At 64.7% G+C, this 22864-nt stretch carries 19 protein-coding genes; 7 read left to right on the forward strand and 12 right to left on the reverse strand.

The features are described from left to right. Nucleotides 1-3: 3 nt before the first annotated feature. The 4 genes from LPB04_RS15040 to LPB04_RS15055 all read right to left on the reverse strand — a co-directional run bounded on the left by LPB04_RS15040 (nt 4) and on the right by LPB04_RS15055 (nt 2078). Entirely contained in the window at nt 4-177 is a 174-nt protein-coding gene (locus LPB04_RS15040) for a hypothetical protein (RefSeq protein ID WP_193685342.1), read from the reverse strand. A 64-nt stretch (nt 178-241) separates the two neighbouring features. Continuing rightward, entirely contained in the window at nt 242-1123 is an 882-nt protein-coding gene (locus tag LPB04_RS15045) for an SIR2 family NAD-dependent protein deacylase (RefSeq protein ID WP_193685343.1), read from the reverse strand. Further along, nucleotides 1062-1427: a hypothetical protein gene (locus LPB04_RS15050; RefSeq protein WP_193685344.1), complete on the reverse strand. Its 366-nt coding sequence runs from the start codon at nt 1425-1427 to the stop codon at nt 1062-1064. The genes LPB04_RS15045 and LPB04_RS15050 overlap by 62 nt, the downstream gene beginning before the upstream one ends. Before the next feature lie 30 nt (nt 1428-1457). Continuing rightward, nucleotides 1458-2078 (reverse strand): phosphohydrolase, encoded by a 621-nt coding sequence (locus tag LPB04_RS15055; protein ID WP_227496423.1) that lies wholly within the window; start codon nt 2076-2078, stop codon nt 1458-1460. 191 nt (nt 2079-2269) lie between these two features. Between LPB04_RS15055 and glpD the strand changes: the two genes are divergently transcribed. The 3 genes from glpD to LPB04_RS24370 all read left to right on the forward strand — a co-directional run bounded on the left by glpD (nt 2270) and on the right by LPB04_RS24370 (nt 5924). After that, nucleotides 2270-3820: a glycerol-3-phosphate dehydrogenase gene (gene glpD / locus LPB04_RS15060; RefSeq protein ID WP_227496424.1), complete on the forward strand. Its 1551-nt coding sequence runs from the start codon at nt 2270-2272 to the stop codon at nt 3818-3820. Between the two features lie 258 nt (nt 3821-4078). After that, nucleotides 4079-4501 carry a post-PEP-CTERM-1 domain-containing protein gene (locus LPB04_RS15065; RefSeq protein ID WP_193685346.1) on the forward strand — a complete coding sequence of 141 codons (423 nt, stop codon included), beginning with the start codon at nt 4079-4081 and terminating at the stop codon, nt 4499-4501. Then, nucleotides 4488-5924: a PA domain-containing protein gene (locus LPB04_RS24370; RefSeq protein WP_193685347.1), complete on the forward strand. Its 1437-nt coding sequence runs from the start codon at nt 4488-4490 to the stop codon at nt 5922-5924. The genes LPB04_RS15065 and LPB04_RS24370 overlap by 14 nt, the downstream gene beginning before the upstream one ends. A gap of 66 nt (nt 5925-5990) precedes the next feature. On the opposite strand, the gene LPB04_RS15075 is transcribed toward LPB04_RS24370, so the two are convergent. The 4 genes from LPB04_RS15075 to LPB04_RS15090 all read right to left on the reverse strand — a co-directional run bounded on the left by LPB04_RS15075 (nt 5991) and on the right by LPB04_RS15090 (nt 11012). After that, nucleotides 5991-6947, reverse strand: coding sequence for an IS1595 family transposase (locus LPB04_RS15075; protein WP_193685348.1), 957 nt, complete (start codon nt 6945-6947; stop codon nt 5991-5993). A gap of 111 nt (nt 6948-7058) precedes the next feature. Then, nucleotides 7059-7880, reverse strand: a complete 822-nt coding sequence (locus LPB04_RS15080; RefSeq protein WP_193685349.1) for a response regulator — start codon at nt 7878-7880, stop codon at nt 7059-7061. Beyond that, nucleotides 7873-10197, reverse strand: a complete 2325-nt coding sequence (locus tag LPB04_RS15085) for a PAS domain-containing hybrid sensor histidine kinase/response regulator (protein WP_407943862.1) — start codon at nt 10195-10197, stop codon at nt 7873-7875. The genes LPB04_RS15080 and LPB04_RS15085 overlap by 8 nt, the downstream gene beginning before the upstream one ends. Nucleotides 10198-10262: 65 nt before the next feature. Then, a complete protein-coding gene (locus LPB04_RS15090) occupies nt 10263-11012 on the reverse strand; it encodes a Crp/Fnr family transcriptional regulator (protein ID WP_193685350.1) in 750 nt (249 codons plus the stop codon). 285 nt (nt 11013-11297) lie between these two features. Here LPB04_RS15090 and LPB04_RS15095 point away from each other — a divergent pair, with 285 nt between their 5' ends. Next, nucleotides 11298-11621: a hypothetical protein gene (locus LPB04_RS15095; RefSeq protein ID WP_193685351.1), complete on the forward strand. Its 324-nt coding sequence runs from the start codon at nt 11298-11300 to the stop codon at nt 11619-11621. Continuing rightward, a complete protein-coding gene (locus tag LPB04_RS15100; RefSeq protein WP_227496425.1) occupies nt 11618-12235 on the forward strand; it encodes a glycine zipper 2TM domain-containing protein in 618 nt (205 codons plus the stop codon). The genes LPB04_RS15095 and LPB04_RS15100 overlap by 4 nt, the downstream gene beginning before the upstream one ends. A 33-nt stretch (nt 12236-12268) precedes the next feature. Here the strand turns inward: LPB04_RS15100 and LPB04_RS15105 are convergent, their stop codons facing one another. Continuing rightward, complete coding sequence (locus LPB04_RS15105; protein ID WP_193685352.1) at nt 12269-14935, reverse strand: M1 family metallopeptidase; 2667 nt, start codon at nt 14933-14935, stop codon at nt 12269-12271. A 157-nt stretch (nt 14936-15092) separates the two neighbouring features. On the opposite strand from LPB04_RS15105, the gene LPB04_RS15110 reads away from it, so the two are divergent. Next, nucleotides 15093-15719 (forward strand): glutathione S-transferase family protein, encoded by a 627-nt coding sequence (locus LPB04_RS15110; protein ID WP_193685353.1) that lies wholly within the window; start codon nt 15093-15095, stop codon nt 15717-15719. Nucleotides 15720-15758: 39 nt separating this feature from the next. Here LPB04_RS15110 and LPB04_RS15115 read toward each other — a convergent pair whose 3' ends face one another. Together LPB04_RS15115 and LPB04_RS15120 are read right to left on the reverse strand one after the other, a co-directional pair. Next, nucleotides 15759-16610 carry a CheR family methyltransferase gene (locus LPB04_RS15115; protein ID WP_227496426.1) on the reverse strand — a complete coding sequence of 284 codons (852 nt, stop codon included), beginning with the start codon at nt 16608-16610 and terminating at the stop codon, nt 15759-15761. Next, nucleotides 16598-21514 carry a hybrid sensor histidine kinase/response regulator gene (locus tag LPB04_RS15120; protein ID WP_193685354.1) on the reverse strand — a complete coding sequence of 1639 codons (4917 nt, stop codon included), beginning with the start codon at nt 21512-21514 and terminating at the stop codon, nt 16598-16600. Before LPB04_RS15120 ends, LPB04_RS15115 begins: the two co-directional genes overlap by 13 nt. A 399-nt stretch (nt 21515-21913) precedes the next feature. On the opposite strand from LPB04_RS15120, the gene LPB04_RS15125 reads away from it, so the two are divergent. Next, on the forward strand, nt 21914-22648 hold the full coding sequence (locus LPB04_RS15125; RefSeq protein WP_193685355.1) for a helix-turn-helix transcriptional regulator: 735 nt from the start codon (nt 21914-21916) through the stop codon (nt 22646-22648). Here the strand turns inward: LPB04_RS15125 and LPB04_RS15130 are convergent. After that, a complete protein-coding gene (locus tag LPB04_RS15130) occupies nt 22623-22832 on the reverse strand; it encodes a helix-turn-helix domain-containing protein (RefSeq protein WP_227496754.1) in 210 nt (69 codons plus the stop codon). The two genes, LPB04_RS15125 and LPB04_RS15130, sit on opposite strands and share 26 nt — an antisense overlap. Nucleotides 22833-22864 lie beyond the last annotated feature (32 nt).

The raw sequence follows: 22864 nt of genomic DNA on the forward strand, positions 1-22864 counted from the left end.
GACTTATCCCCCGTTGTAGGACTTTGTAGGAATTTGCTGATAACGGCCCTGTGCACGAAAGCACAGTGCGTGCAAGCCATTGATTTTAAAGGACACAATTTCTGCCTGTAGATTGGGCATTTTGTTGAAACCCGCATCAATACTGCGCTTGCGGCTTGTCAAGAGGCGCTTGTCCACACAGTTATCCACAATTCTTGTGGATATCAGCGCCGCCCTAATGAAATCAATGACTTAGCTGCAATTATTTGCGCTGCATCAGCTCAGCCATCGCTTCGAGCGCGTCCCGTGCAGTAAGCGAAATTGCAACACCCGGATGGCCGTCGAGCTGGGACGCGCGCGGATTGATGCGCACGATCGGCACGCCCTGCATCTGGCTCATGCGCCGCACAGAGGGAATGTCGATGCCGGCGCCGAGTTCGATCACGACCATTCCGCGCACCCTTGCGCGCCAGCGCCGCAGCCGTTCGAACTGCGCATCGGTCCGGTTCGCGATCCAGTCGCCGTCGTTGAACATCAGGATGTTGGGCCGGGCCAGCGCCCCGCAATGCGGACAGCGCGGCGGCGCCGAGCGCAGCCGGCAAGCCTGCGCGTCGACCAGCGGCATGAATGCGTCCGCCGTCCAGGTCGCGTTCGAGCAGGGCAGGGTGCATTGCAGGTGGTGGATCGAGCCGTGGCATTCGACGATGCGCGCCTCGTCGAAGCCGGCGCGCTGGAACTGGCCGTCGACATTGCTCGTGAAGACAAAGGCGCCGCCGGGCATATCGGCGGCCAACCTGCGCAGGATCGTGAACCCCGGGTGCGGCACCGTGTCCCGGTAGAGCTGCAGGCGATGCCCGTAGAAGCCCCAGGCAAGGGCAGGATCGTCGGCGAAGGATGCCGGATTGGCGATCTCGTGGAAGGCAATGTTTGATGCGCGCAAGGCCGGATAGGCTTGCCAGAAGCCGCTGTTGCCGCGAAAGTCGGGCAGGCCGGAATCGACGCCGATGCCGGCGCCGGCGCAGATCAGGAGCGAATGCGCTTCGCGCAGGAGTTGCGCGGCGTCGGCGAGGCCGGCGGCCTTGTCAGCGCCAGGGTTCGACAACACAGCCCCCGAGATCCACCGTTTCCAGCTTGACCGGCCCATACCATTCGTCCACCGGTACGAAGCCGCCCTTGCGCCGTATCCACGCTTGTTTGTTGTCTTTGTTGATCAGGGCCGAATGGGCAAAGCCGTCGGGCACGTCTCCCTTCTGGTTCGGCAGGCGGATGACGACCAGGTCCGCCGTGCGCACACCGTGTTCGAGCGGCCGTGGCGCTTTCGGGATCTGCTTCCTGAAACCCGAAAACGAGATGCCATAGGTTTGTACTAACTGATCGGCTGCGTTACATGCCGCCTGGACAGGGAGGGCGAGCGCGAGCGCTGCGACAAGGCTGAGAATGCGTTTCATCGGGGTCTCCTCCATACGATGCCGTCGAGCTTAGCGGATCGCTGCCGTTAGCCGATGCAGTTCGGCAAGAAAACGCTCGGCGGCCAGCGCCGGCGGCCATGGCTCCCAGGGCCGGCCGCCATAGCGCGCGACCAGCGGATCATCCTCCAATACGGCGGCCTGGATCTTGAGCGTGCTGCGTACTTCCTCGCGCGACCAGCCGGCCACGTGCACGGCTTCGCTGGCCGCTGCCAGGCGGTCGGCGCGCTTGTGGCGCGCATGGTCGAGCGGGGTCCAGGACGGCAGGCCGTAGCGCAGGAAGACCACGTGTTCCAGCCGTTTCGTCAGCGCATGAAAACCTTCGCCGAGGAAGGGCTTGATGACCGACAGCGCATCGAAGCCGAGCAGGCCTTCCTCGGCGTCGTGCAGCAGTTCGCGCAGCTCGAGCAGGGGTTCGGCCCGGTCGCCGAGCGCGGCGCGCTGCAGCAGCATGACCGTGATCGAATGCTGGGCCACCGACAGGGGCAGGGGCCAGGCCGAATGCCCGCCCCAGCGGTAGGTGCGGGCCAGGCCGAGCGCGAGGTCGGCGTCGTCCCAGTCGAAGGGGGTCGGGTTCAGCAGGTCGAGGCGCTTGCCCGACGGCATGCGCACCCAGGCGCGTTGCTGGGCCATCAGAAGATCCGGTTCGTCGTTCTCATACCCGGATTCTACAGGGCGGACGAACGCTTGCGGCCGGCATGGGCGTGCGCGTGCCGGGAGGCGCGCACGCGGATTTTCCTGGTGCCGGACCCATTGATCCATGCGAACATGGCGACATGGAGGCGGCATACACTGGATCGGTTTGTGATCCTGAAGGAGGCCCCGTGGATGACACACCGAAGCGGTACGAGTGCGACGTGCTGATCGTCGGCGGCGGCATCAACGGCGCGGCCATCGCGCGCGACGCGGCCGGACGCGGCCTGCGCGTGGTGCTGTGCGAAAAGGACGACCTGGCCCAGCATACCTCCTCGGCATCGAGCAAACTCATCCATGGCGGCCTGCGCTACCTCGAACAGCGCCAGTTCGGCCTCGTGCGCAAGGCCCTGGCCGAGCGCGAAACCCTGCTCAGCAGCGCGCCCCACATCATGCGTCCGCTGCGCTTCGTGATGCCCCATGACGCCGGCGCCCGCCCGGCCTGGATGATCCGCGCCGGGCTGTTCCTGTACGACCGCCTGGCGCGGCGCGAATTCCTGCCCGGCTCGCAGGGCGTGGACCTGCGCACCCACCCGGCGGGGGCATCGCTGCAGCCGCAGTACACGCGCGGCTTCATGTATTCCGACGGCTGGGTCGACGACGCCCGTCTGGTCGTCTTGAATGCGCTGGACGCCCGCGAGCGCGGCGCCGTCATCCTGACCCATGCGCGCTGCAACCCGCCGCAGCGCCACCCCGACGGCTGGAACGCCACGCTCGAGGGAGAAGGGCGCCACGTGCACGTGACGGCGCGCTGCCTGGTCAACGCCGCCGGCCCCTGGGCCGCGCGCTTCCTGCACGGCGCCACGAATGCGGCGGGCGGCCAGGCGCTGCGCCTGATCAAGGGCAGCCACATCGTCGTGCCGCGCCTGTTCGAACACGCGCACGCCTATATTTTCCAGCACCCGGACGGGCGCATCGTGTTCGCACTGCCCTATGAAGGCGCCTTTACCCTGGTCGGCACCACCGACGTCGACTTCCGCGGCGAGCTCGACAAGGTGGCGATCAGCGCCGAGGAAACGGTCTACCTGTGCCAGCTGGTGAACCGCTATTTCACGCGCCAGGTGACGCCTGCCGACGTGCTGTGGAGCTATGCCGGCGTGCGTCCGCTGGTCGAGGATGCGGCCGCCAGCGCGGCGACCGCCACGCGCGACTTCCGTCTCGAGCCCGACCTGGCCGGGGCACCGCTGCTGTCCGTTTTCGGCGGGAAGATCACGACCAGCCGCAAGCTGGCCGAGCAGGCCGTGGACTGGATCGGGCAGGCGCTCGGCCGCGCGGGTCACAGTCACTGCGCGGGCTGGACGGAGCAGGCCTGCCTGCCCGGTGGCGACCTCTACGGTCCGCGTCCGGACAAGCGCGGGGTGCTGGAATTCGGCGCCTGGAGCGCGCGCCAGGCAGGCCGTTATGCCTGGCTGCCGGCGCCCCTGTTCGAGCGCTATGCTCGCGCCTACGGCACCCGCATCCATCTGCTGCTGGCACGCCGCGAGAGCCTGGCGGACATGGGACCGGAAGTGCTGCCCGGCCTGTACGCGGCCGAGATCGACTACCTGATGCAGCACGAATGGGCGCGCAGCAGCGCCGACATCCTCTGGCGCCGCAGCAAGCTCGGCTTGCACATGGCACCCGGCAGCGCGGTGCGGCTCGACGAGTGGATCGCGGCGCGGCAGGGTGCGGTGGCAATCTGAAGCATCGGGAGCGATATTCCGGCCCCGGCCGAACCGGCCTCAGCGCGAAAACAACACACGAGCTCGTATAACAGCCTCTGTCTTTTCAGAGTATGGGCCGAACAATGCACGCTGTTTTAGCTCAAGAACAATACAATATTTTTAACAACATTCCCGGGGGCTGATTGTCGCCGAAGCTATAGTTCTCGACAACCGGCGCCAAGACCGGAAAGAAAAGATGCACCGATCGAAGTTCATTTTTCCAAGAGATAAACAAACATGCGTAAACCTGCATTCACACTGCGCTGCGTCGCCGCCACGGCGGCACTGGTGCTCGCTGGTTCGGCCTTCGCCGCCGGCCAGGCCGACCAGGTCGTTGCTAAAGATCCACGCACGGGCAAGATCCGCAACGCGACGGCCGCAGAAGCAAAACAGCTGAATGAACTGCGCGCCGCCGACCGCGCCGCCCAGAAAGCGGCGCGCCAGGCCGCCGGTGCCCCGGCCGCGGGCGTCGTCCGCCTGCAGCAGAACGGCATCGCTGCCGCCTATGTCGACGAAGAGTCGGTGTCGTACTCGGTGGTGCACCGCACCGCCGACGGCAAACTCGAAGCCGACTGCATCCACGGCAAGACCGCCGCCGAAACCGCCCTGACCAACCCAGTGACCAAGCACTCCGAGGAGCACCAGCATGAAGTTCAATAAGCTCCCAAGCCTGACCCTGGTGGCAGCAAGCCTGGCCCTCTCGTTCGCCGCGATGGGTTCTGCCCAGGCGGCAGCGAAGGTCGTGATCAACAACCTGAACGCGCCTGGCGTCGGCTTCAACGATCCGACCCCGGCCACCCCGGTCGGCGGCAATACCGGCACCACCATCGGCCAGCAACGCCTGATCGCGTTCACGCACGCCGCCAATATCTGGGGCGCGACCCTGACCTCGTCGGTGCCGATCGTCGTCAATGCGCAGTTCACGCCGTTGGCCTGTACCGCTACCAGCGCCGTGCTCGGCAGCGCCGGCGCCACCCAGGTGTTCGCCGACTTCCCGGGCGCGCCGAAGGCCGGCACCGTCTATTCCTATGCCCTGGCCAACAAGCTCTACGGCAGCGAGATTTCGGACAACCCCGGCGCCCAGATCAATGCCCGTTTCAATTCCGACCTGGGCAAGGCCAACTGCCTGGCCGGCAGCTCCTTCTACCTGGGGCTGGACGCCAACGAAGGCAGCAACATCGACTTCGTCGCCACCCTGCTGCACGAGATGGGCCACGGCCTGGGCTTCCAGACCTTCACGAATGGCGCCACGGGTGCCCAGTTCGCCGGCTACCCATCGGCCTGGGACCACTACCTGCTCGACAACACGACCGGCAAGCTGTGGGTCGACATGACCAATGCCGAGCGCGCCGCATCCGCGCTCAAGCCTTCGGGCCTGTCCTGGACCGGTCCGCGCGTGACCGCGGCCGTGCCTTCGGTCCTGACCGCCACGGCCGAGCTGCGCGTGGTCGGCGCGGGCGCCAACTCGCCGAGCGGCGACCTGTACGCTGTGGGCGAAGCCGATTTCGGTCCGAAGCTGGACCAGTCGCCGCTGACCGGCCAGGTTGCCCAGGTCGCCCTGCAGGCGGACAGCCCGGGCTCGGCTTGCACCCCGTTCAACGCCGCCAATGCCGAAGCGGTTCGCAACAAGATCGCACTGGTCAACCGCGGTACCTGCGGTTTCGTGGTCAAGGTCAAGAACGCGCAGAACGCGGGCGCGACCGGCGTGATCGTGGCGGACAATGCACCGGGCGCGGTCACGGGCCTGGGCGGTGCCGATCCATCGATCACCATCCCGGCCGTGCGCGTGAGCCAGGCGGACGGCGTGCAGCTCGCCGCCAGCCTGACCAGGGCAAACGGCAATACGAACGGCACCGTGGCCAAGCTGCAGCGTTCCAGGAGCTCGCTCTCGGGCGCCGATGCGCAGCGCCGCATCACGATGTTCACGCCGAATCCGTACCAGCCGGGCTCGTCGGTCTCGCACTACAACACGAGCGCCACGCGCAACCAGCTGATGGAGCCGGCGATCAGCGCCGACCTGACCCACTCGGTGACGGCACCGACCGACCTGACCTTCGAACTGTTCAAGGACATCGGTTGGTAATTGCCGTTCCCGCAGTACGACGCAAAACCGCCTGCATGCAGGCGGTTTTTTTTGGCGCTGTTCGCGTTAAATGTGGAATATGCCGATTGCCGCTCGCAGCAAAGCCTCTGGCGTCTTAATACGGGCGCCGTCGAGCGCCCAGCGCCAGCCGAGATAGTTGCCGAGGTAACGGCTGGCAATCCCGCGAAATGGCTGCAGCCAGCCGCGCAGGCGGCTGTGATAGGCATTCACGTTCTGGACGTGGAGTGCGCCGCGCACCCGGATTCCCGCCTGCAAGTTCACCGTTTGGTGGGTGATCCCGGCTTCGCGCGCGAAATGCCGGTAGGCCGCATGGGCGTCCGTCACCAGCAACACGTCCGGCTCCAGGCGCACTTTCAAATGTTCGTGCAATTGCGCCCGCGTCACCGGCCCCTTGCCGGGGACCCAGTCGAGCGTCTGGCCGGTCCGGTCGCGTGCGACCAGGATGCACATCTGTTCCTTTGAAATACCGCGTTTTGTCGCTTTGCCGCCGCGCTTGCGTGGAGGTCGATCGAGCGAGCGGGACCCTTTGTGTGATTCGAGCACATACATCTCGTCGGCCTCGGCGATCCCGGCCAGGCGCTGGGGCCGGTCGTTTTGAGTGAGCGCGAGAAAACGGTGGCGCCAGCGAAAGCTGGTGGCGCCGGCGACGCCGAGCTGGGCGGCGCTGCGCCGGATACTGTGCGAGTCGAGCATGCCGCCCAGGTAATCGAGCCAGCGCCCTTTGTGGCGCAAGCGCGCCAGCGGCGTGTTGGTGAGCGCATTGCAGGTGCGGCCGCAAGCGCGGCAACGAAAGCGCTGCAGCCCGTTGGCGCGGCCGTGCTTGTGAAACTGCTGCGCGCCGCAACCGGGACAGGCAAGTTGTGGCGCGCTCGCCTGCTCGATGACGTCCACCGTCCGATCGCGCTTGACCGTTGGCAGCAGCAGGCCGAGCAGCCGCTCGCGCTGGCGCCGGGTCAGCGCGGCCAGGTTCTTCAGGAAGTGCTCGAACTTGCGTGCATGCATGCGAACCTCCTCACGGGTGAAGTCCGGGTTGGACCTCAGCCGTTCAAGAAGATTCCACACTCAACGCGAACAGCGCCTTTTTTTTTTGCACGGCCGGGCTCGCGCTACCGTTCAGGCGCGCAGCATGCGTTCGCTGACATCGAGTCCGATGCCCCGGTAACCGGCGAATGCACTGGCCGCGTCGAACATCGGTTCGCCGCTGACCTGCAGGGTTTGAACGCGTCCGTCCGGCAGGGTTCGGCTGTAGATAAAGTCGAGGAAGGGCTGCCGATTCGCAATCTTGGCCTCGAGCGTCGCACGCTCGGCCAGGTTCCAGCCCGCCGCAGCCATTTCCTCGGCAGTGACGCTGTTGTTGATGCCGAGCATCTCTTCCACCGGGCCCGAGAATTGCGTCAGGGCCCCCGCAGGGTCCTGCTCCCAATACCAGTCGGACGAGAGTTCGGTAAAGCGCTGGAAGCGTGCTTCGCTCCGGCGCAGCTCGGCGGTGCGTTCGAGGACGGTCTGTTCGAGCAGGCGGTTGTGATCGCCGAGCCGGCGGTACAGGAGGCGCACTTCGAGCATATTGTGGATACGCGTCTGTACTTCGACAAAGTCGAATGGCTTGCTGACGAAATCTTTCGCGCCCGCTTTCAGCGCGCGCAGCTTGTGCGCCGGCTGGGCGGTGATGACCAGCACCGGAAGATAGCCGCCGTCCTCGATCGCCTTGAGCGCGTCGATCACCTCGAACCCATCCATTTCCGGCATCTGCAGGTCGAGCAGGATCAGGTCGAAGCGCTGCTCCTGGTGCAGGCTGCAGACCACGCGCGGATCCTGGGTCGTCGTGATGTGCCGATAGCCCGCGTTGCGCAGCATTTGCTCGAGCAGCAAGACGTTTGCCTCCTGGTCATCCACGATCAGGATCGTTGCGTTCAGGATTTCATTAGCGTCAAGCATGGCAGTTCCTCGGAATGTGCATCGGGATATCGATATTGGTGATGTGCGGCGGCTGGAGGCCCCGATGGCTGGCGGCGTGCAGCAAGGCGACATCGAGGGCGTTCATGAATTCGTGTACGCGGATCGGCTTGGTGAGGTAACGGAAGAAGCCGGCTTCCAGTCCTTTTTCGATGTCGCGCGGAACGGCGTTCGCCGACAGCGCCAGCACCGGGATATGTGCGGTGACCGGATCCTCGTGCAGGCGCTTGAGCGCTCCGTAGCCGCTCATGCCCGGCAGGTTGATGTCCATCAGGATCACGTCGGGCAGGTAGGCGCGCGCCAGTTCGATGCCGAGATGCGCGTCGATCGCCGTCAGCAGTTTGAGGTCGCCTCGGCGCGCGATCAATTGCTCGACGAGGGCGAGGTTGGCCGGATTATCCTCAACGTAGAGCAGGGTCGGCTGCTCATCGAGTCCGGTGGCCGCCGTTTGCCGGCGCCCGAGGGATTCCTCGTCAATATTGTCCAGTACCAGGGTGGGCGGCGCGGACGCCGCAAACTCGACCCAGAATACCGTTCCCTGGTTGACCACGCTGTCCACGCCGATCTGCCCGCCCATCAGTTGCACCAGTTGTTTCGTGACGACGAGTCCGATGCCGGTGCCTTCTTCGACGCTGTCGTGCTGGCCGAGGCGGTTAAACGGCTGGAACAATTGCGCAAGCTGGTCGGCGGAGAGGCCGGCGCCGGTGTCCCTGACGCTGATGCGCACGCGATCGGCGCCGCTGTTGGCACACTCGACCGTCACGCTGCCGCCGATGCCGTTGTATTTGATGGCGTTCGACAGCAGGTTGATCATGACCTGCTTGAGCCGGGTGCGGTCCGCGTGCACATACAGGATGTTGTCGAGTTCCGGGAAGCGCATTGCAATGCCCCGTTTCGTCGCCTGCGGTTCGATCATCCCCTTGCAGTCCTGCAGGACATCGTTAATCGACATCGATTCCTGCGACATGGTCACCTTGCCCGCCTCGATCATGGACAGGTCCAGTATCTCGTTAATCAGGCGCAGCAAATACCAGCCGCCCTTGAGGATCTGGTCGATCGAGCGTTGCTGGCGCGGCTCCGGTGGCGGCACTTCCGAACCCATCAGCTGGGCAAAACCGAGCACCGCATTGAGCGGGGTCCGCAGCTCGTGGCTCATGCTCGACAGGAATTCGGACTTGGCACGGTTGGCCTTCTCGGCCGCTTCCCGGGCGGCGACCAGCTCGCCGTTGGTCACCTGCAGCGCATGTTCGAAGTGCTTGCGCTCGGTGACGTCGCGCGCCGCGGCGAAGACCCCTTGCAGCTTGCGGTCGCGGTCATGGAAGGTCGTCGCGTTAAACGACACCACCGTTTCCTTGCCGTTACGTGCCAGTGCCGTCAGTTCATAATTCGTGACCTTGCCTTCGTGCAGGACGCGGGTGATCGCCTCTTCGGCACGTTGCGGCTCGGTGAAGCAGCCCTTGAACGGCGCGCCGATCAGTTCGTCGCGCGTGCGGCCGGTCAGCATCTCCGTTTGCTGGTTGACGTCGCTGATAATGCCGCGCGGGTCGGTCGTAATCAGCGGGTCGATGTTCGATTCGATCAGCGAGCGCGTATAGAAATGCTGGTCGCGCAGGCGCTGGTCGAGCAGCGACTGTTCCGCCTCGACCTGCTTGCGGGCCGTATTGTCGGTCCCGATCAGCAGGAACCCGATCACCTCGCTGTTCGGGCCACGCAGGGCGGTGACCGACACCAGTGCCGGGAAGCGTGTTCCATCGGCACGGATATACGTCAATTCGTAAATGTCCTCGATACCCCGTACCGCCTTGTAGACAAGCGCGTCGAAGCCGGAACTGATGGCGGTGCCGAACTCGGTACTCAGGGATGCCGCGCGGACGATGAGCTCGTGCGCGTCCGAGATGCTGGCGGGCGTCAGCTTGTTCACCACGTCGCTGGGCGCATAGCCGAGCATGCGTTGGGCGCCGACATTGAAGATCTGGATGACACCGTCGGCATCGGTGGCAATGCTTGAAAAGTTGACGCTGTTAAAAATCGCGTCCTGCAGCGCCCCGGTTTTCAACAAGGGTGCCGACAGCAGCTTCGCCTGCATGGCGCTGCGTTGGCGCGACTGGCTCCTGGCCAGCAGCAGCAAACCGCCCAGGAAACACAGCAGCAGGCCCAGGCTTGCCGTGACGCGCACCGTCATTGCCGGGCCGTCGGCATGCTGGAGTGCGAATGCGCTCACCAGGACCAGCACGGCCAGGCTGGCGGCGAAGCCGGCCGCCGCCAGGTTTCTGACGGAAAAATATCCGATATGTTGCATGATGGACTCCAATGCCCGGCCAGGGGCGGCAAGCCTGGCGGACGGTAACGGGAAAAAGGGGGTGTTCAGGCGGCCAGGCCCGGCCGGGCCACCGGCTGGCGTTGGCGCACGTCCGACAGCAGCCGTCCGAATTCCTTCTTGACCACGCCATAGCATTCGCATACATGCTGCTCGAGGCCGGCGCGGTCGAGTACCGTGATGTGGCCGCGCCGATAACTGATGTAGCGGTATCCCTGCAGCCTGCCGGCGGCCTCGGTCACGCCTTCGCGCCGCACGCCCAGCATGTTCGAGATCAGCTCCTGCGTCATCGTCAGTTCGTTGGACGAAAGACGGTCGAGCGTGAGCAGCAGCCAGCGGCACAGTTGCTGCTCCACGGTGTGGTGGCGGTTGCATACCGCGGTTTGCGACATATGGGTGAGCAAGGCCTGGGTGTAGCGCAACAGCAGGCGCATCACCGGGCCTGCCCGGTTGAATTCTTCCATCAGGACGCGTACCGGCAGGCGATAACCGAAGCCGCCGGTCTGGACCACGGCGCGGCTCGGCGTGGTACTGCCGCCCATGAACAGCGCAACGCCCAGCACGCCCTCGTTACCGACGCCCGCGATTTCCGACGAGCCGCCGTTTTCCAGCAGGTAGTGGATCGAAATGATGGCCGTCGTCGGGAAATAAACGTAATCGAGCGTGCCGCCGGACTGGCAGAGCACTTCGCCGAGCAGGAGGGGAATGCATTCGAGATGAGGGGAGAGACGGTCGAACTCGGCGTCGAGCAGGGCAGCGAGGAGGTGATTCTGGTTCGGGTCTTGTATGGGGGGCACGCGGCGCTGGCTTCTTTGTCTACTGAGGTATGGATGAGCGCAGGGTAGCACGAAGGGGTTATAAAACCTACAACTATTTCGGCAAACATTTTCCCCGACCTAAGCGCGGTACCGAACGGAGCCGGCGTTGGCGAAACGCGATAGTGCAGCACGAAGTCAGCGCCGCGAACGAATGCGCCTTCCAACATTTCCTGGTTTGCATGAGCCTCATGCTTCAAGGCAGGAAATGGTCAACGAAAGTCAAGTCATGAGTCCGGCAAATTTTCATACAAAAATAACGAGTCTGTGTTCCGCCCCCTGGTTGCACCCGTTTTCATCGCCGACCCTGGTGATGGCAATGTCCAGCATCGTGGCATTGGCCTGGGCCTTCCAGCAGTACGGCTGGTCGTCCTGCATCCCGTGCATCGCTTTTATCGCAAAAAAGATCGGCACATTCCGTTCGACGCATCGTTTCACGCTATGTGCGGTAGCCGGCAGAGCCGCCTTGCCGAAGAGCGGATAACGATGCCTGCGCACCGTGCCTGGTGCAAACCGCTCAAGAAGAAACGAACTCCCGACCGGTTCCCCGTCTCACCTGAATTCCCCCTCACTAAGAAGAAATCATCATGACCATGTCCCCTACCACCGCTTCGAAAAACCGCACCCATCCCATGCTGATCATTGCCGGCGCCGCCATTGTGCTGGTGAGCCTGACCGGCACCGCGGCCATCCTCGGATGGCTGCCGTCGACCGGAGCGAGCAACAATGCAAACGTGGCCACGCTGGCGTCGCCGGCCGTCCCTGCACAACAGGCAGCGACGCATGCAACGCATCCGCGCGCGGCAAGCGCCCCGGCCGTCCATCGCCAGCCCCGTGCCGAGCCGGCGCACAGTGCGCCTGCACTGGCCTGCGGCAATTGCGGGGTCGTGGAGTCGATCCGGGAAGTCAGCACCCGCGGCGACGGAAGCGGCCTGGGTGCGGCGGGTGGGGCCGTCGTCGGCGGCCTGTTGGGCAACCAGGTCGGCGGCGGTCACGGCAAGGAAGCGATGACGGTGGTCGGCGCGATCGGCGGCGCCTTTGCCGGCAACCAGATCGAAAAACAGGCAAGGGCGACGCGCAGCTATGAAACGACGATCCGCATGAGCAACGGGTCGAGCCGGACCATCGCACACGCGGCAGCGCCGGAATGGCACGACGGGGACCGGGTCAAGATCGTCGACGGCACGGTGCGGATGAACGGATAAGCCGCACCAGCGGCGCCGAGTTCGGCGACCCGCTTACCTGGCGCGCTGCGCGAGCCAGGCATCGATCTCCGGTAGCCGTTCGCGGCGCACCTTGATGCGGTCCTTGATCGCGGCGATCGCGGTCTCGGCATCGCGCCGCGCTTCCGGTGCGATGTGGGCCTCGGCATAGGCGCGCACCTTCTCGATCATCGCCGGCGTCGCGGCGCTGCCGGCCAGGCCGGGCAGGTAGCGGCTGCGCGAGGTGGCGTCGACGCGCTCGTTGACGGCCTTGATGTTGGCCAGCGCGAAATCGAAGGCCAGTTCCGGATGGCTGTGCGACACCATCGCGATCATCGCCGCACCGTTCGTCGCGCCCGGCTCGTCGCCCAGGGCCAGCGCCAGCGCCCGTTCGGCGAGCGCCGGGTCCTCGCTCGAGGCCAGCAGCGCATACATCGCGTCCTTGATCATCGGCGATTTCTCTGCCTGGGCGGCGCGGCGCAGCGCTTCCCAGGCGGCAGGATCGGCGTGGGCGGCGACGACTGCCATGATGGTCTTGCGCAGGGCGCCCGGCACGGCGGTCGGGTCGGTTTCCATGGCGGCGTAGCGGCGGCGTGCTTCATCGATCGTGGCCTGGTCGCCCAGTTGGCTCAGGGTCGAGATCAGCTGCGCACGCAGGTTGGCGTGCGAGGTCGGTTCGTCCGCGCGCGCGTTCCAGCCGATCCGCGCCATCACCGGCGCCAGGCGTTGGACGGCATAGGCGTCGAGGCGCGCGCGGCCGGCCCTGTCCTCGCCATACATCGCGTGCAGGCTGCCGAAACCGCGGGCAACCAGCGCCCAGACCTGCGGATCGGCGCCCGCCGCGGTGGCATCGGCCAGGTCGAGGAAGTTCGAGGCCGGCTGCAGTCCGGCCATGCCGAGCGACCAGGTATCGCTCAGCATGCCGAGCTGGTCGATCGGCGCCAGCGCGGCGAAGCCCTTCGTGAGTTGCGCGAAGCCGTCCTGGCTGTACAGGGTGCGGTAGTAGCCGCTCTGGCCGGCGTTCACGACGACCGGGCCGCAGCCGGGCAGGGTGAGGCTGCCCTTGCCGCCGGCGACCAGCGTGCGCGCTTCGGCCGGGTTTGGCCCCGTCGTGGCGGTCGCCTGCGCAATGACGGGCACGCGCCAGTTCAGTGGTTTGCGCGCCGGCTGGTCGCGCGAGAATTCGCCCTGGCTCAGCGCCACCGTCATGCTGCCGCCCTTGCACACGGGCTCGCCGACGCGGATCAGCGGCACCCCCGGCTGCAGCGTGAAGTCGTGCGCGATCGCCGTCACCGGTTTCGCCGCGGCGCGCTCGACCTGGCGCCACAGGTCGTTCGAGGCCGTGTTGCCGTAGGCGTGTTCGCGCATGTACGAACGCACGCCGCGGCGCCAGGCGTCTTCGCCGACATAGGCTTCCAGCATGCGGATCACGGCTTCGCCCTTTTGATAGGTGATCTCGTCGAAGGCCTGGCTGGCCTGCTCGACGGTTTTCACGTGCTGCACCACCGGATGGGTGGTGGCGAGCGCGTCGCGGCGCATGGCCGCGTCGCGGTTGTTCACCGCTTCGAGCGCCGTGTTCCACTCGGGATGCAGGCGCGCCGTCATGCGCGACTCCATCCAGGAAGCGAAGCCTTCGTTGAGCCAGAGGTCGTCCCACCAGCGCATGGTGACCAGGTCGCCGAACCACTGGTGCGCCATTTCGTGGGCGGCGGTGGCGAAGACTTCCTGCTTGTCGTGCTGGGTCGAAATCGCCGGATCCAGCAGCAGCGCGTATTCGAAGGTGAAGATCGCGCCCCAGTTTTCCATCGCGCCGAAGAACTGGCTGCGGCCCGGGCCGGCGACGTTGTCGAGTTTCGGCAGCGGATAGCGCACGCCGAAATAATCGTTGTACTCGCGCAGGACGGCCTGCGACGACTCCAGTGCGAAGCGCGCCTGCGGCAGGCTGCCGCGGCGCGTGACGACGCCCAGTTCCGTGCCGTCCACCGTTGCTGTTGCGCGCTCGAAGTCGCCCAGCGCGAAGAACAGCAGGTAAGTGGACATCTTCGGCGTATCGGCGAAGCGCAGCTCGACCCGGCCGTCGGGCAGCGTGGTGCTGGATTTCACCGGCATGTTACTGACGGCCATTTCGCCCGCCGGCACGGTAGCACGCAGGGCGAAGCTCGCCTTGTAGGCCGGCTCGTCCCAGGACGGGATCATGCGCCGCGCATCGGAGTTTTCGAACTGGGTGAACAAGGCGCGCCGCTTGCCCTCGCCCGTGCTGTAGTCGAGCGAGAACAGGCCGACGGCCTGGCTGCCGATCGCGCCCGTGTAGTCGAGACTGAGCTTGTAGCGTCCGCGCGGGAGCGGCCTGGCGAAGCGGAAGGTGGCGGTCTGCGCCTTGTCGTCGATGGCGATTTTCGCGTCCAGTGCGGCGCCGGTGCGCGGCGCCAGGGAGGCGCGCGTGAACGCCAGGTCGGCCGCGTTCAGGGTGATGCTGCTGGTCGGGACCGTGATCTCGAGATCGATCGCGGCCTGGGCGCCGAAGCGGGCGTTCTGCGCGTCCGGCACCAGCGCGATGTCGTAGTGCAGCGGACGCACGCCGCGCGGCAGCTGGGTCGTCGCTTCGATGCTGGTTGTCGGTGCGGCCGGGGCGGCGCCGGCGGGCAGGGCGGCCAGGCCGGAGAAGGCAAGGACGAGGGCGGCGGAGAGCAGGCTGCGGTGCATGGGTTCTTTCGTCGAAGGCAGGCAATCCGCCAATCTAGCGCCGGGCCGGGGGAGTGTCAATCTGTTAAGAGCTGAATCGCCGCGGCGCGTCGCCGGGCAGCCTGTTTGCGGCTATGATTCCCATGGAAGATCATTACAACAAAACCGAAGGAGACCTATGAAACTGTATATCAGCAGCCATGCGCCCAACCCGCGCCGGGTCAGCATGTTCATCCTCGAAAAAGGCATCACCGGGATAGCGACCGAGGTGGTCGACATCCTGGCCGGCGAACAAAGGAGCGAGCGCTTCCTGGCCAAGAACCCACTCGGGCGGGTGCCGGCGCTGGAATTCGACGACGGCCGCGTGCTGAGCGAGACGCGTGCGATCTGCACCTGGCTCGAGGGCCGTTATCCCGAGCCGAACCTGATGGGCGTCGACTTCGAGGAGCGCGCCTTCATCGAGATGGCGGACCGCCGCATGGAACTGCACCTGCTGCTGGAGACGGCGCACAGCGCGCGCCACACGCACCCGGCGCTGGCGCCGCTGGAGCAGCCGCAGTTCAAGGAGTATGGCGCGGCGCAGGCCGACAGGATGCGCATCACCGCGCGCTGGCTCGACCAGGTGCTGGCGCGCCAGCCGTATGTGGCCGGCGAGCGTTTTACCATTGCCGACATCACCGCCTTCTGCGCGCTCGAATTCGGGCGCGGCCTGCTGCGTTTCAGGCCGGGCGAGGAGGGGATGGCGAACCTGCAGGCCTGGCGCGACCGGATTGCGGAGCGGCCGAGCGCGATCGGGTCGAAATAGGGATAAAAAAGGGCGGCAAGCGCCGCCCTTCACAAGAACTCACTCCACCCGCCGATACCACGGCAAGTCCGGCAGCAGCGGCTTGTAGGCCCCCGCATGCGCATCTCCCGGCGCCAGCTCGCGGTCGATGCCGAGCACCCCGAAACGCGACAGGCTCTCGTAGAACAGGCGCAGCACGCGCTGGCGCAGCATCGGGCCGAAGTCGGCCAGCGCGCGGCAGCAGAGGATGGCCTGGAACTCGTTGAACGAGGCGTCCGTCACCAGGTTGTGGCCGGCCCAGGTGATGCGCGAACGCAGGCGCGGCAGCAGGAGCGCGCGGCCGTCCTGCACCTCGAAATAGTCCGCCAGCGTTCCGGTGCCGCCCGCAAGGAGGTAGTTCTCCTGCAGCCCGGGCAGGCTGTCGGCATCGATGCCCGCTTCGCGTACTTCGGCCAGCAACTCGTCGTTGGCCATGGTGGCGAAGATCTCGCTGCGGTGGAGCAGGCCTTCTTCCTGTAGCAGGATCGCCAGCGTCCAGGCTTCGCCGATGCCGGCGCATTCGGCCAGCCACAGCTTCGGCAAGGCGGCCGAACGCAGGTTCGCGCCCAGCACCTGGCGTGCGTGCAGTGCCCCGGCCGGATCGTCGAACAGTCCGGCCGGACGCACCGCCAGCGCGCGCAGCACGCCGGATGCGGCGCCCGGCTCGTGCAGCACCCGTTCCTGCAGCGCGGAGACCGTTTTCAGCTCGCGTACGCCCATCACGCCCAGCAGCTTGCGCCGCACCAGCTGGCGGTCGTAGTCGCGGAAATCGTAGCCGTGCCTTTGGGTCAAAGCCTCCAGCAACAGTTCGATTTCCAGTTCCTCGACAGCCAGCGAAGCGGCGAAGGCGGCAAAGGCGGTCAATGCAGCCACACTCGCATCAGCGACAGCAGCTGCGCCACATCGACCGGCTTGGTGATGTAGTCGGAAGCGCCGGCGGCGATGCACTTGTCGCGGTCGCCCTTCATCGCTTTCGCGGTGAGGGTAATGATCGGCAGCGACTTGAACTTCGGAATACGGCGGATGGCGCGCATCGTGTCGTAGCCGTCCATCTCCGGCATCATGATGTCCATCAGGACGATCTCGATGGTCGGATCCTTCTCCAGCACTTCGATGCCGTCCCGGCCGTTCTCCGCGAAAAGCACTTGCATCTGCTGGCGCTCCAGCAAGGACGACAGCGCGAAGATGTTACGCAGGTCGTCGTCGACGATCAGCACCTTGCGTCCGGCGAGGCCGCCATCGGCCGCGTGGATCTCTTCCAGCATGCGCCGCTGCAGTTCAGGCAGCGAGGCGTGCGAACGGTGCAGGAACAGCGCCGTTTCGTCGAGCAGGCGCTCCGGCGAACGGGCATCCTTGATGACGATGGTCTTCGCATACTTCTTGAGCTTCGTGACTTCCTTGCGGTTCAGTTCCTGCGCCGTGTAGATCACGATCGGCAGGTCGCGCAGGGCCGGCTTCTTGCCGATTTCGTCCAGCAGCTCGAAGCCCGAGATGTCCGGCAGCGTCAGGTCGAGCACCATGCAGTCGAAGTGCTGGGCGTCCAGCGCTTCCATCGCGGCCTTGCCGGTTTCCACGGTCACCATGTTCAGGTCGCTGTCGCCGATCAGGGCCACGATCGACTCGCGCTGGGCCATGTCGTCTTCCACCACCAGCAAAGAACGCTTGCCACCGACCAGGAACTTCTGGATGCGATTGAATTCATCTTCCAGGACCTCGCGTTCCACCGGCTTGTTCAGGAAGGAGATCGCGCCCTGGCGCAGCGCACGCTCGCGCTCGCGCAGTGCCGAGACCACGTGCACCGGGATGTGGCGGGTGCTCGGGTCGCGCTTCAGGCGATCCAGCACCGTGAAGCCGTCGATGTCCGGCAGGTCGATGTCGAGCAGGATCGCCGACGGCAGGTAATCGCGCGCCAGCGACAGGGCCGAGTCGCCGCGGTGGGTGACGATGCCCTTGAAGTTCTTCTCGCGCGCGAGTTCCAGCACGGTCTTGGCGAAGCGGTCGTCGTCTTCCACGATCAGCACCGAAGGGTCGCCCGGGGCGATCAGGCCGCGGTCATCCAGCATCGAGGCGTATTCGACCAGGTTGCTGTTGGTCGGGGCCTGGACTTCGATGGTGGCCACGCCGCTTTCCTCGACCTGCGCCGGGGTGTAGACCACCGGTGCGGACAGGGGTGCTGCGCTTGGCGCGACCAGGCGGGCCGGCTGCGGCTGGCGCGTCGCTTCGTAGTTGATGAAGCCGGCGCGGTTGTACGGCAGGTACAGGGTGAAGATCGAACCGACGTTGACGGTCGATTCCACGCGAATCTCGCCGCCCAGCAGGCGCGCCAGTTCGCGCGAGATCGACAGGCCCAGGCCGGTTCCGCCGTATTTACGGGCGGTCGAGCCGTCGGCCTGCTGGAAGGCTTCGAAGATCAGCTGCAGCTTGTCGGACGGGATGCCGACACCGGTGTCGCTGACCGAGAACGCGAGCACCGCGTCCGCATGCAGCAGGTGCGGGTGGTCCGCCGTCCAGCCGCTGGTCACCAGGCTGATGTGCAGCGCGACCTGGCCGTGGCTGGTGAATTTGAAGGCGTTCGACAGCAGGTTCTTCAACACCTGCTGCAGGCGCGTGGTGTCCGTCATCACGGCGGTCGGCAGGTTTTCCGCAAGGTCGACCTGGAAGCCGAGGTGCTTGGCTTCGGCCATGTGGCGGAAGGTGCGGTCCACGTAGTTGCGCAGGTTGGCGAAGCGGTATTCCGACACGTCCAGGGTGACCGTACCCGACTCGATCTTCGACAAGTCCAGAATGTCGTTAATCAGGGTCAGCAGGTCGGAACCGGAGCCGTGGATGGTCTTTGCGAATTCCACCTGCTTGCCCGACAGGTTGCCTTCCGGGTTATCGGACAGCTGCTGCGCCAGGATCAGCAGCGAGTTCAACGGAGTACGCAGTTCGTGCGACATATTCGCAAGGAACTCGGACTTGTACTTCGAGGACAGGGCCAGCTGGGTCGCCTTTTCTTCCAGCGCCAGTTTCGCCTGCTCCACCTCGCGGTTCTTGCGTTCCACCTCGATGTTCTGCTCGGACAGCAGGCGCGCCTTTTCCGCCAGTTCCTGGTTGGTCTGCTGCAGTTCCTGCGCCAGCGACTGCGACTGGGTCAGCAGCGATTCGGTACGGCTGTTCGCCTCGATCGTGTTCAACACGACGCCGATCGACTCCATCAGCTGGTCGAGGAAGGAGAGGTGGGTCTCGGTGAAGCGGTCGAGCGAAGCAATTTCGATCACGGCCTTGACCTGCTGTTCGAACAGGATCGGCAGCACGACGATGTTGTTCGGCGGCGCCGACCCCAGGCCCGAGGAGACGACGATGTAGTCGCGCGGGACGTCGGTCAGCCAGATGCGGGTCTTCTCGAGCGCGCACTGGCCCACCAGGCCTTCGCCCGGCGAGAACGAGGTCGGCAGCTTGCGGCTGGAACGATAGCCATACGATGCGATCATCCGCAGGCGGGCATCGGCTTCCTGCGAGTCCATCATGTAGAACACGCCGTGGTGCGCCGAGACCAGCGGTGCCAGTTCGGACAGGATCAGCTTGGTCACCGCGCCCAGGTCGCGCTGGCCCTGCAGGAGTCGCGTGAAGCGGGCGAGGTTGGTCTTCAGCCAATCCTGCTGCGCGTTCTTCTGCGTGGTCTCCTTCAGGTTACGAATCATCTCGTTGATGTTGTCCTTCAGGTAGGACACCTCGCCGCGCGCTTCGACCTGAATCGAGCGCGACAAGTCACCACGGGTCACGGCCGTTGCCACTTCACCGATCGCGCGCATCTGGTTGGTCAGGTTTGCCGCCAGCTGGTTGACGTTCTCGGTCAAGTCCTTCCAGGTACCCGCGACACCGGACACGTTTGCCTGGCCGCCCAGCTTACCTTCCGTACCCACCTCACGGGCGACCCGGGTCACCTCGGATGCGAAGGAGGACAACTGGTCGACCATGACGTTGATCGTGTCCTTCAGTTCGAGAATCTCGCCCTTCACGTCCACGGTAATTTTCTTCGACAAGTCACCGCGCGCCACCGCGGTCGTCACCGCCGCGATGTTACGCACCTGGCCCGTCAGGTTCGAGGCCATGAAGTTCACGTTGTCGGTCAAGTCCTTCCAGGTACCGCCGACGCCCGGCACGTAGGCCTGTCCACCCAGCTTGCCTTCGGTACCCACCTCACGCGCGACGCGCGTCACCTCGGATGCGAACGAGGACAACTGGTCGACCATGACGTTAATCGTGTTCTTCAGTTCGAGAATCTCGCCCTTCACGTCCACGGTAATCTTCTTCGACAGGTCGCCGTTCGCCACCGCGGTCGTCACGTCCGCAATGTTACGCACCTGGCCGGTCAGGTTACCCGCCATCGAGTTCACGCCGTCGGTCAAGTCTTTCCAGGTACCCGCAACACCAGGCACGTTCGCCTGGCCGCCCAGGCGGCCCTCGGTACCCACTTCCCGTGCGACTCGGGTCACCTCGGATGCGAAGGAGTTCAGCTGGTCGACCATGACGTTGATCGTGTTCTTCAGCTCGAGAATCTCGCCCTTCACGTCCACCGTAATCTTCTTGGACAAGTCGCCGTTCGCCACGGCGGTGGTCACGTCCGCGATGTTACGCACCTGGCCGGTCAGGTTACCCGCCATCGAGTTCACCGAGTCGGTCAAGTCCTTCCAGGTACCCGCAACACCCTTCACCTGCGCCTGGCCGCCCAGCTTTCCTTCCGTACCCACTTCTCGCGCCACGCGCGTCACCTCGGATGCGAAGGAGGACAGCTGGTCGACCATGACGTTAATCGTGTTCTTCAGTTCGAGAATCTCGCCCTTCACGTCCACGGTAATCTTCTTCGACAAGTCGCCGTTCGCCACCGCGGTCGTCACCGCCGCGATGTTACGCACCTGGCCCGTCAGGTTCGAGGCCATGAAGTTCACGTTGTCGGTCAAGTCCTTCCAGGTACCGCCGACGCCCGGCACGTATGCCTGGCCGCCCAGCTTGCCCTCGGTACCCACCTCACGCGCGACGCGCGTCACCTCGGATGCGAAGGAGCGCAGCTGGTCCACCATGACGTTGATCGTGTCCTTCAGCTGCAGGATCTCGCCACGCACGTCCACCGTAATTTTCTTCGACAAGTCGCCGTTCGCCACGGCGGTCGTCACTTCCGCGATGTTACGCACCTGGGAGGTCAGGTTACCCGCCATCGAGTTGACCGAGTCGGTCAAGTCCTTCCAGGTACCCGCCACGCCTTTCACCTGCGCCTGGCCGCCGAGTTTACCTTCGGTACCGACTTCCCGCGCCACGCGCGTCACTTCGGAAGAGAAGGAGGAGAGCTGTTCCACCATCGTATTCGCGGTGGTCGCCGCGCGCAGGTACTGGCCCTTCAGCGGGTGCCCGTCCACTTCCAGCGCCATGGTCTGCGACAGGTCGCCCTTCGCCACGGCGCCGATGACGCGCGCCATCTCGGTGGTCGGGCGCACCAGGTCGTCGATCAGGGTGTTGACCGAGCTGATGATGGTGCTCCAGCCGCCGACCACGCCCGGCACGTCCGCGCGCTGGGTCAGGTGGCCTTCGCGGCCGACGACGCGCGACACTTCGGTCACGGCTTCGACCATCTTCGATTTGGTCTCGATGATGTCGTTCAGGGTATCGGCGATCTTGCCCGAGACGCCAGTCCAGTCGGAAGGCATGCGTACCGAAAAGTCACCCTTTTTCAGGGCCATCAGCGTTGCGAGCAGGAGCTTGACGTCCAGCTGTTCGGCCATGTCGGTCATTGTGTTCATCGACGTTTAATCCTTGTTTTGGAAAGTGGTATGGCGTTGTTTTGTCGGCGCAGCGGCAAGCGCAGATTTCGCGCAGGGGAAACTGCGCGTGAAAAACTGTAAAAAGGCAATAAGCGAGAATACGGAACGATACTCTTGTGCGATATCAAGTCAAGCTCTGCAACCCAGAATAAAACTTGCATCTGGGAATGTTAAATCGCCAGCGCAGGAGGGTAGTTGAAATTCAGTTTCTATGGCGCACGGTTAAAATTACATGCAGGCTGCATGTTGTGTATTTACTACACCAAATAGTCGTTCACAAGCGCCCGAACCTTGCTAAGATTACTACAGTGCATGATTTTCGTGAAATAGCGGAATAAAATATGCAGGTTTATCTGACATAAAAAAAGAGCGAGCGCCATGATCGAAACTGCACAGCTTGTGCAGCTGTTGAACAGCAAAGACGTCGCCAGCTGGAGTCGGGCGCTGATTGGGCTGGGTGAGCAACTGGGTTTCGACCAGGTCTTGTTCGGAATCGTCAGTTCGCGCCACGCCCAGTTTGAGCGCGCTTTCCTGCAAAGTAATTATTCGACCGAGTGGCGCCAACGCTACGACGCCGAACATCTCGCTTATGTCGACCCGACGGTGGGCCATTGCCTCACCAGTTCGCTGCCGATTGTCTGGGAGCCGGACCTGTTCGTCGGCGACGCGCAGAGCGCCCTGTATGAGGAAGCCTCCAGCCATGGCATCGTCACCGGGGTGACCCTGCCGATCCATGGTCCGAACGGGGAGTTCGGAGTGCTCAGCTTTGCGTCCGATGCCAAACCCGGTGCCGGATTCGCGCGCGATATGGCGCAGGTCACGCCGGCGCTGACCCTGGTGCGGGATTACGCCTTCGCCTCCTCCCAGCGCTTTACCCAGTCGGCGGGGAAGGACGATGTGCCGCGCCTGACCCGGCGCGAGCTGGAAGTGCTCAACTGGGTGATGGCCGGCAAGTCGTCATGGGAGATCTCGATGATCACCCGTTGCTCCGAGGCGACCGTCAACTTCCACCTGGCTAACGTGCGTCAGAAATTCAACGTCAACACACGTCAGCAGGCGGTGGTCAAGGCGATCTCGCTGGGTCTGATCAACCCTGAAGATCACCATCGTTGAGCTTGCCGTTGACGTAGAGCTTCAAGAGGATCGCCACCGGCGCCGGAATGGCCAGGCCGGTCTCGAAGCGGCTACCGCTCGACTGGGTCACGCCGAAACGTCCCCAGAATTTTTCCTGACTCTCGCGCTTGCTGATGCGGAACTGGCGCAGGTCCGCATGCGGGGGGCGGACGGGCATCGGCATGCCGCTGTGGAGGCCCGGACGGGCAAGCATGG

The organism is Massilia litorea (genome assembly GCF_015101885.1).
Lineage (GTDB): Bacteria > Pseudomonadota > Gammaproteobacteria > Burkholderiales > Burkholderiaceae_D > Telluria > Telluria litorea.

What these genes read in the sequence shown, in the direction of transcription:
- LPB04_RS15045 (WP_193685343.1), bottom strand. Translation starts at nt 1,123, where the DNA reads ATGGGCCGGTCAAGCTGGAAACGGTGGATCTCGGGGGCTGTGTTGTCG.
- LPB04_RS15050 (WP_193685344.1), bottom strand. Translation starts at nt 1,427, where the DNA reads ATGAAACGCATTCTCAGCCTTGTCGCAGCGCTCGCGCTCGCCCTCCCT.
- LPB04_RS15055 (WP_227496423.1), bottom strand. Translation starts at nt 2,078, where the DNA reads ATGGCCCAGCAACGCGCCTGGGTGCGCATGCCGTCGGGCAAGCGCCTC.
- LPB04_RS15065 (WP_193685346.1), top strand. Translation starts at nt 4,079, where the DNA reads ATGCGTAAACCTGCATTCACACTGCGCTGCGTCGCCGCCACGGCGGCA.
- LPB04_RS24370 (WP_193685347.1), top strand. Translation starts at nt 4,488, where the DNA reads ATGAAGTTCAATAAGCTCCCAAGCCTGACCCTGGTGGCAGCAAGCCTG.
- LPB04_RS15075 (WP_193685348.1), bottom strand. Translation starts at nt 6,947, where the DNA reads ATGCATGCACGCAAGTTCGAGCACTTCCTGAAGAACCTGGCCGCGCTG.
- LPB04_RS15080 (WP_193685349.1), bottom strand. Translation starts at nt 7,880, where the DNA reads ATGCTTGACGCTAATGAAATCCTGAACGCAACGATCCTGATCGTGGAT.
- LPB04_RS15085 (WP_407943862.1), bottom strand. Translation starts at nt 10,197, where the DNA reads ATGCAACATATCGGATATTTTTCCGTCAGAAACCTGGCGGCGGCCGGC.
- LPB04_RS15100 (WP_227496425.1), top strand. Translation starts at nt 11,618, where the DNA reads ATGACCATGTCCCCTACCACCGCTTCGAAAAACCGCACCCATCCCATG.
- LPB04_RS15105 (WP_193685352.1), bottom strand. Translation starts at nt 14,935, where the DNA reads ATGCACCGCAGCCTGCTCTCCGCCGCCCTCGTCCTTGCCTTCTCCGGC.
- LPB04_RS15110 (WP_193685353.1), top strand. Translation starts at nt 15,093, where the DNA reads ATGAAACTGTATATCAGCAGCCATGCGCCCAACCCGCGCCGGGTCAGC.
- LPB04_RS15120 (WP_193685354.1), bottom strand. Translation starts at nt 21,514, where the DNA reads ATGAACACAATGACCGACATGGCCGAACAGCTGGACGTCAAGCTCCTG.
- LPB04_RS15125 (WP_193685355.1), top strand. Translation starts at nt 21,914, where the DNA reads ATGATCGAAACTGCACAGCTTGTGCAGCTGTTGAACAGCAAAGACGTC.
- LPB04_RS15130 (WP_227496754.1), bottom strand. Translation starts at nt 22,832, where the DNA reads ATGCCGATGCCCGTCCGCCCCCCGCATGCGGACCTGCGCCAGTTCCGC.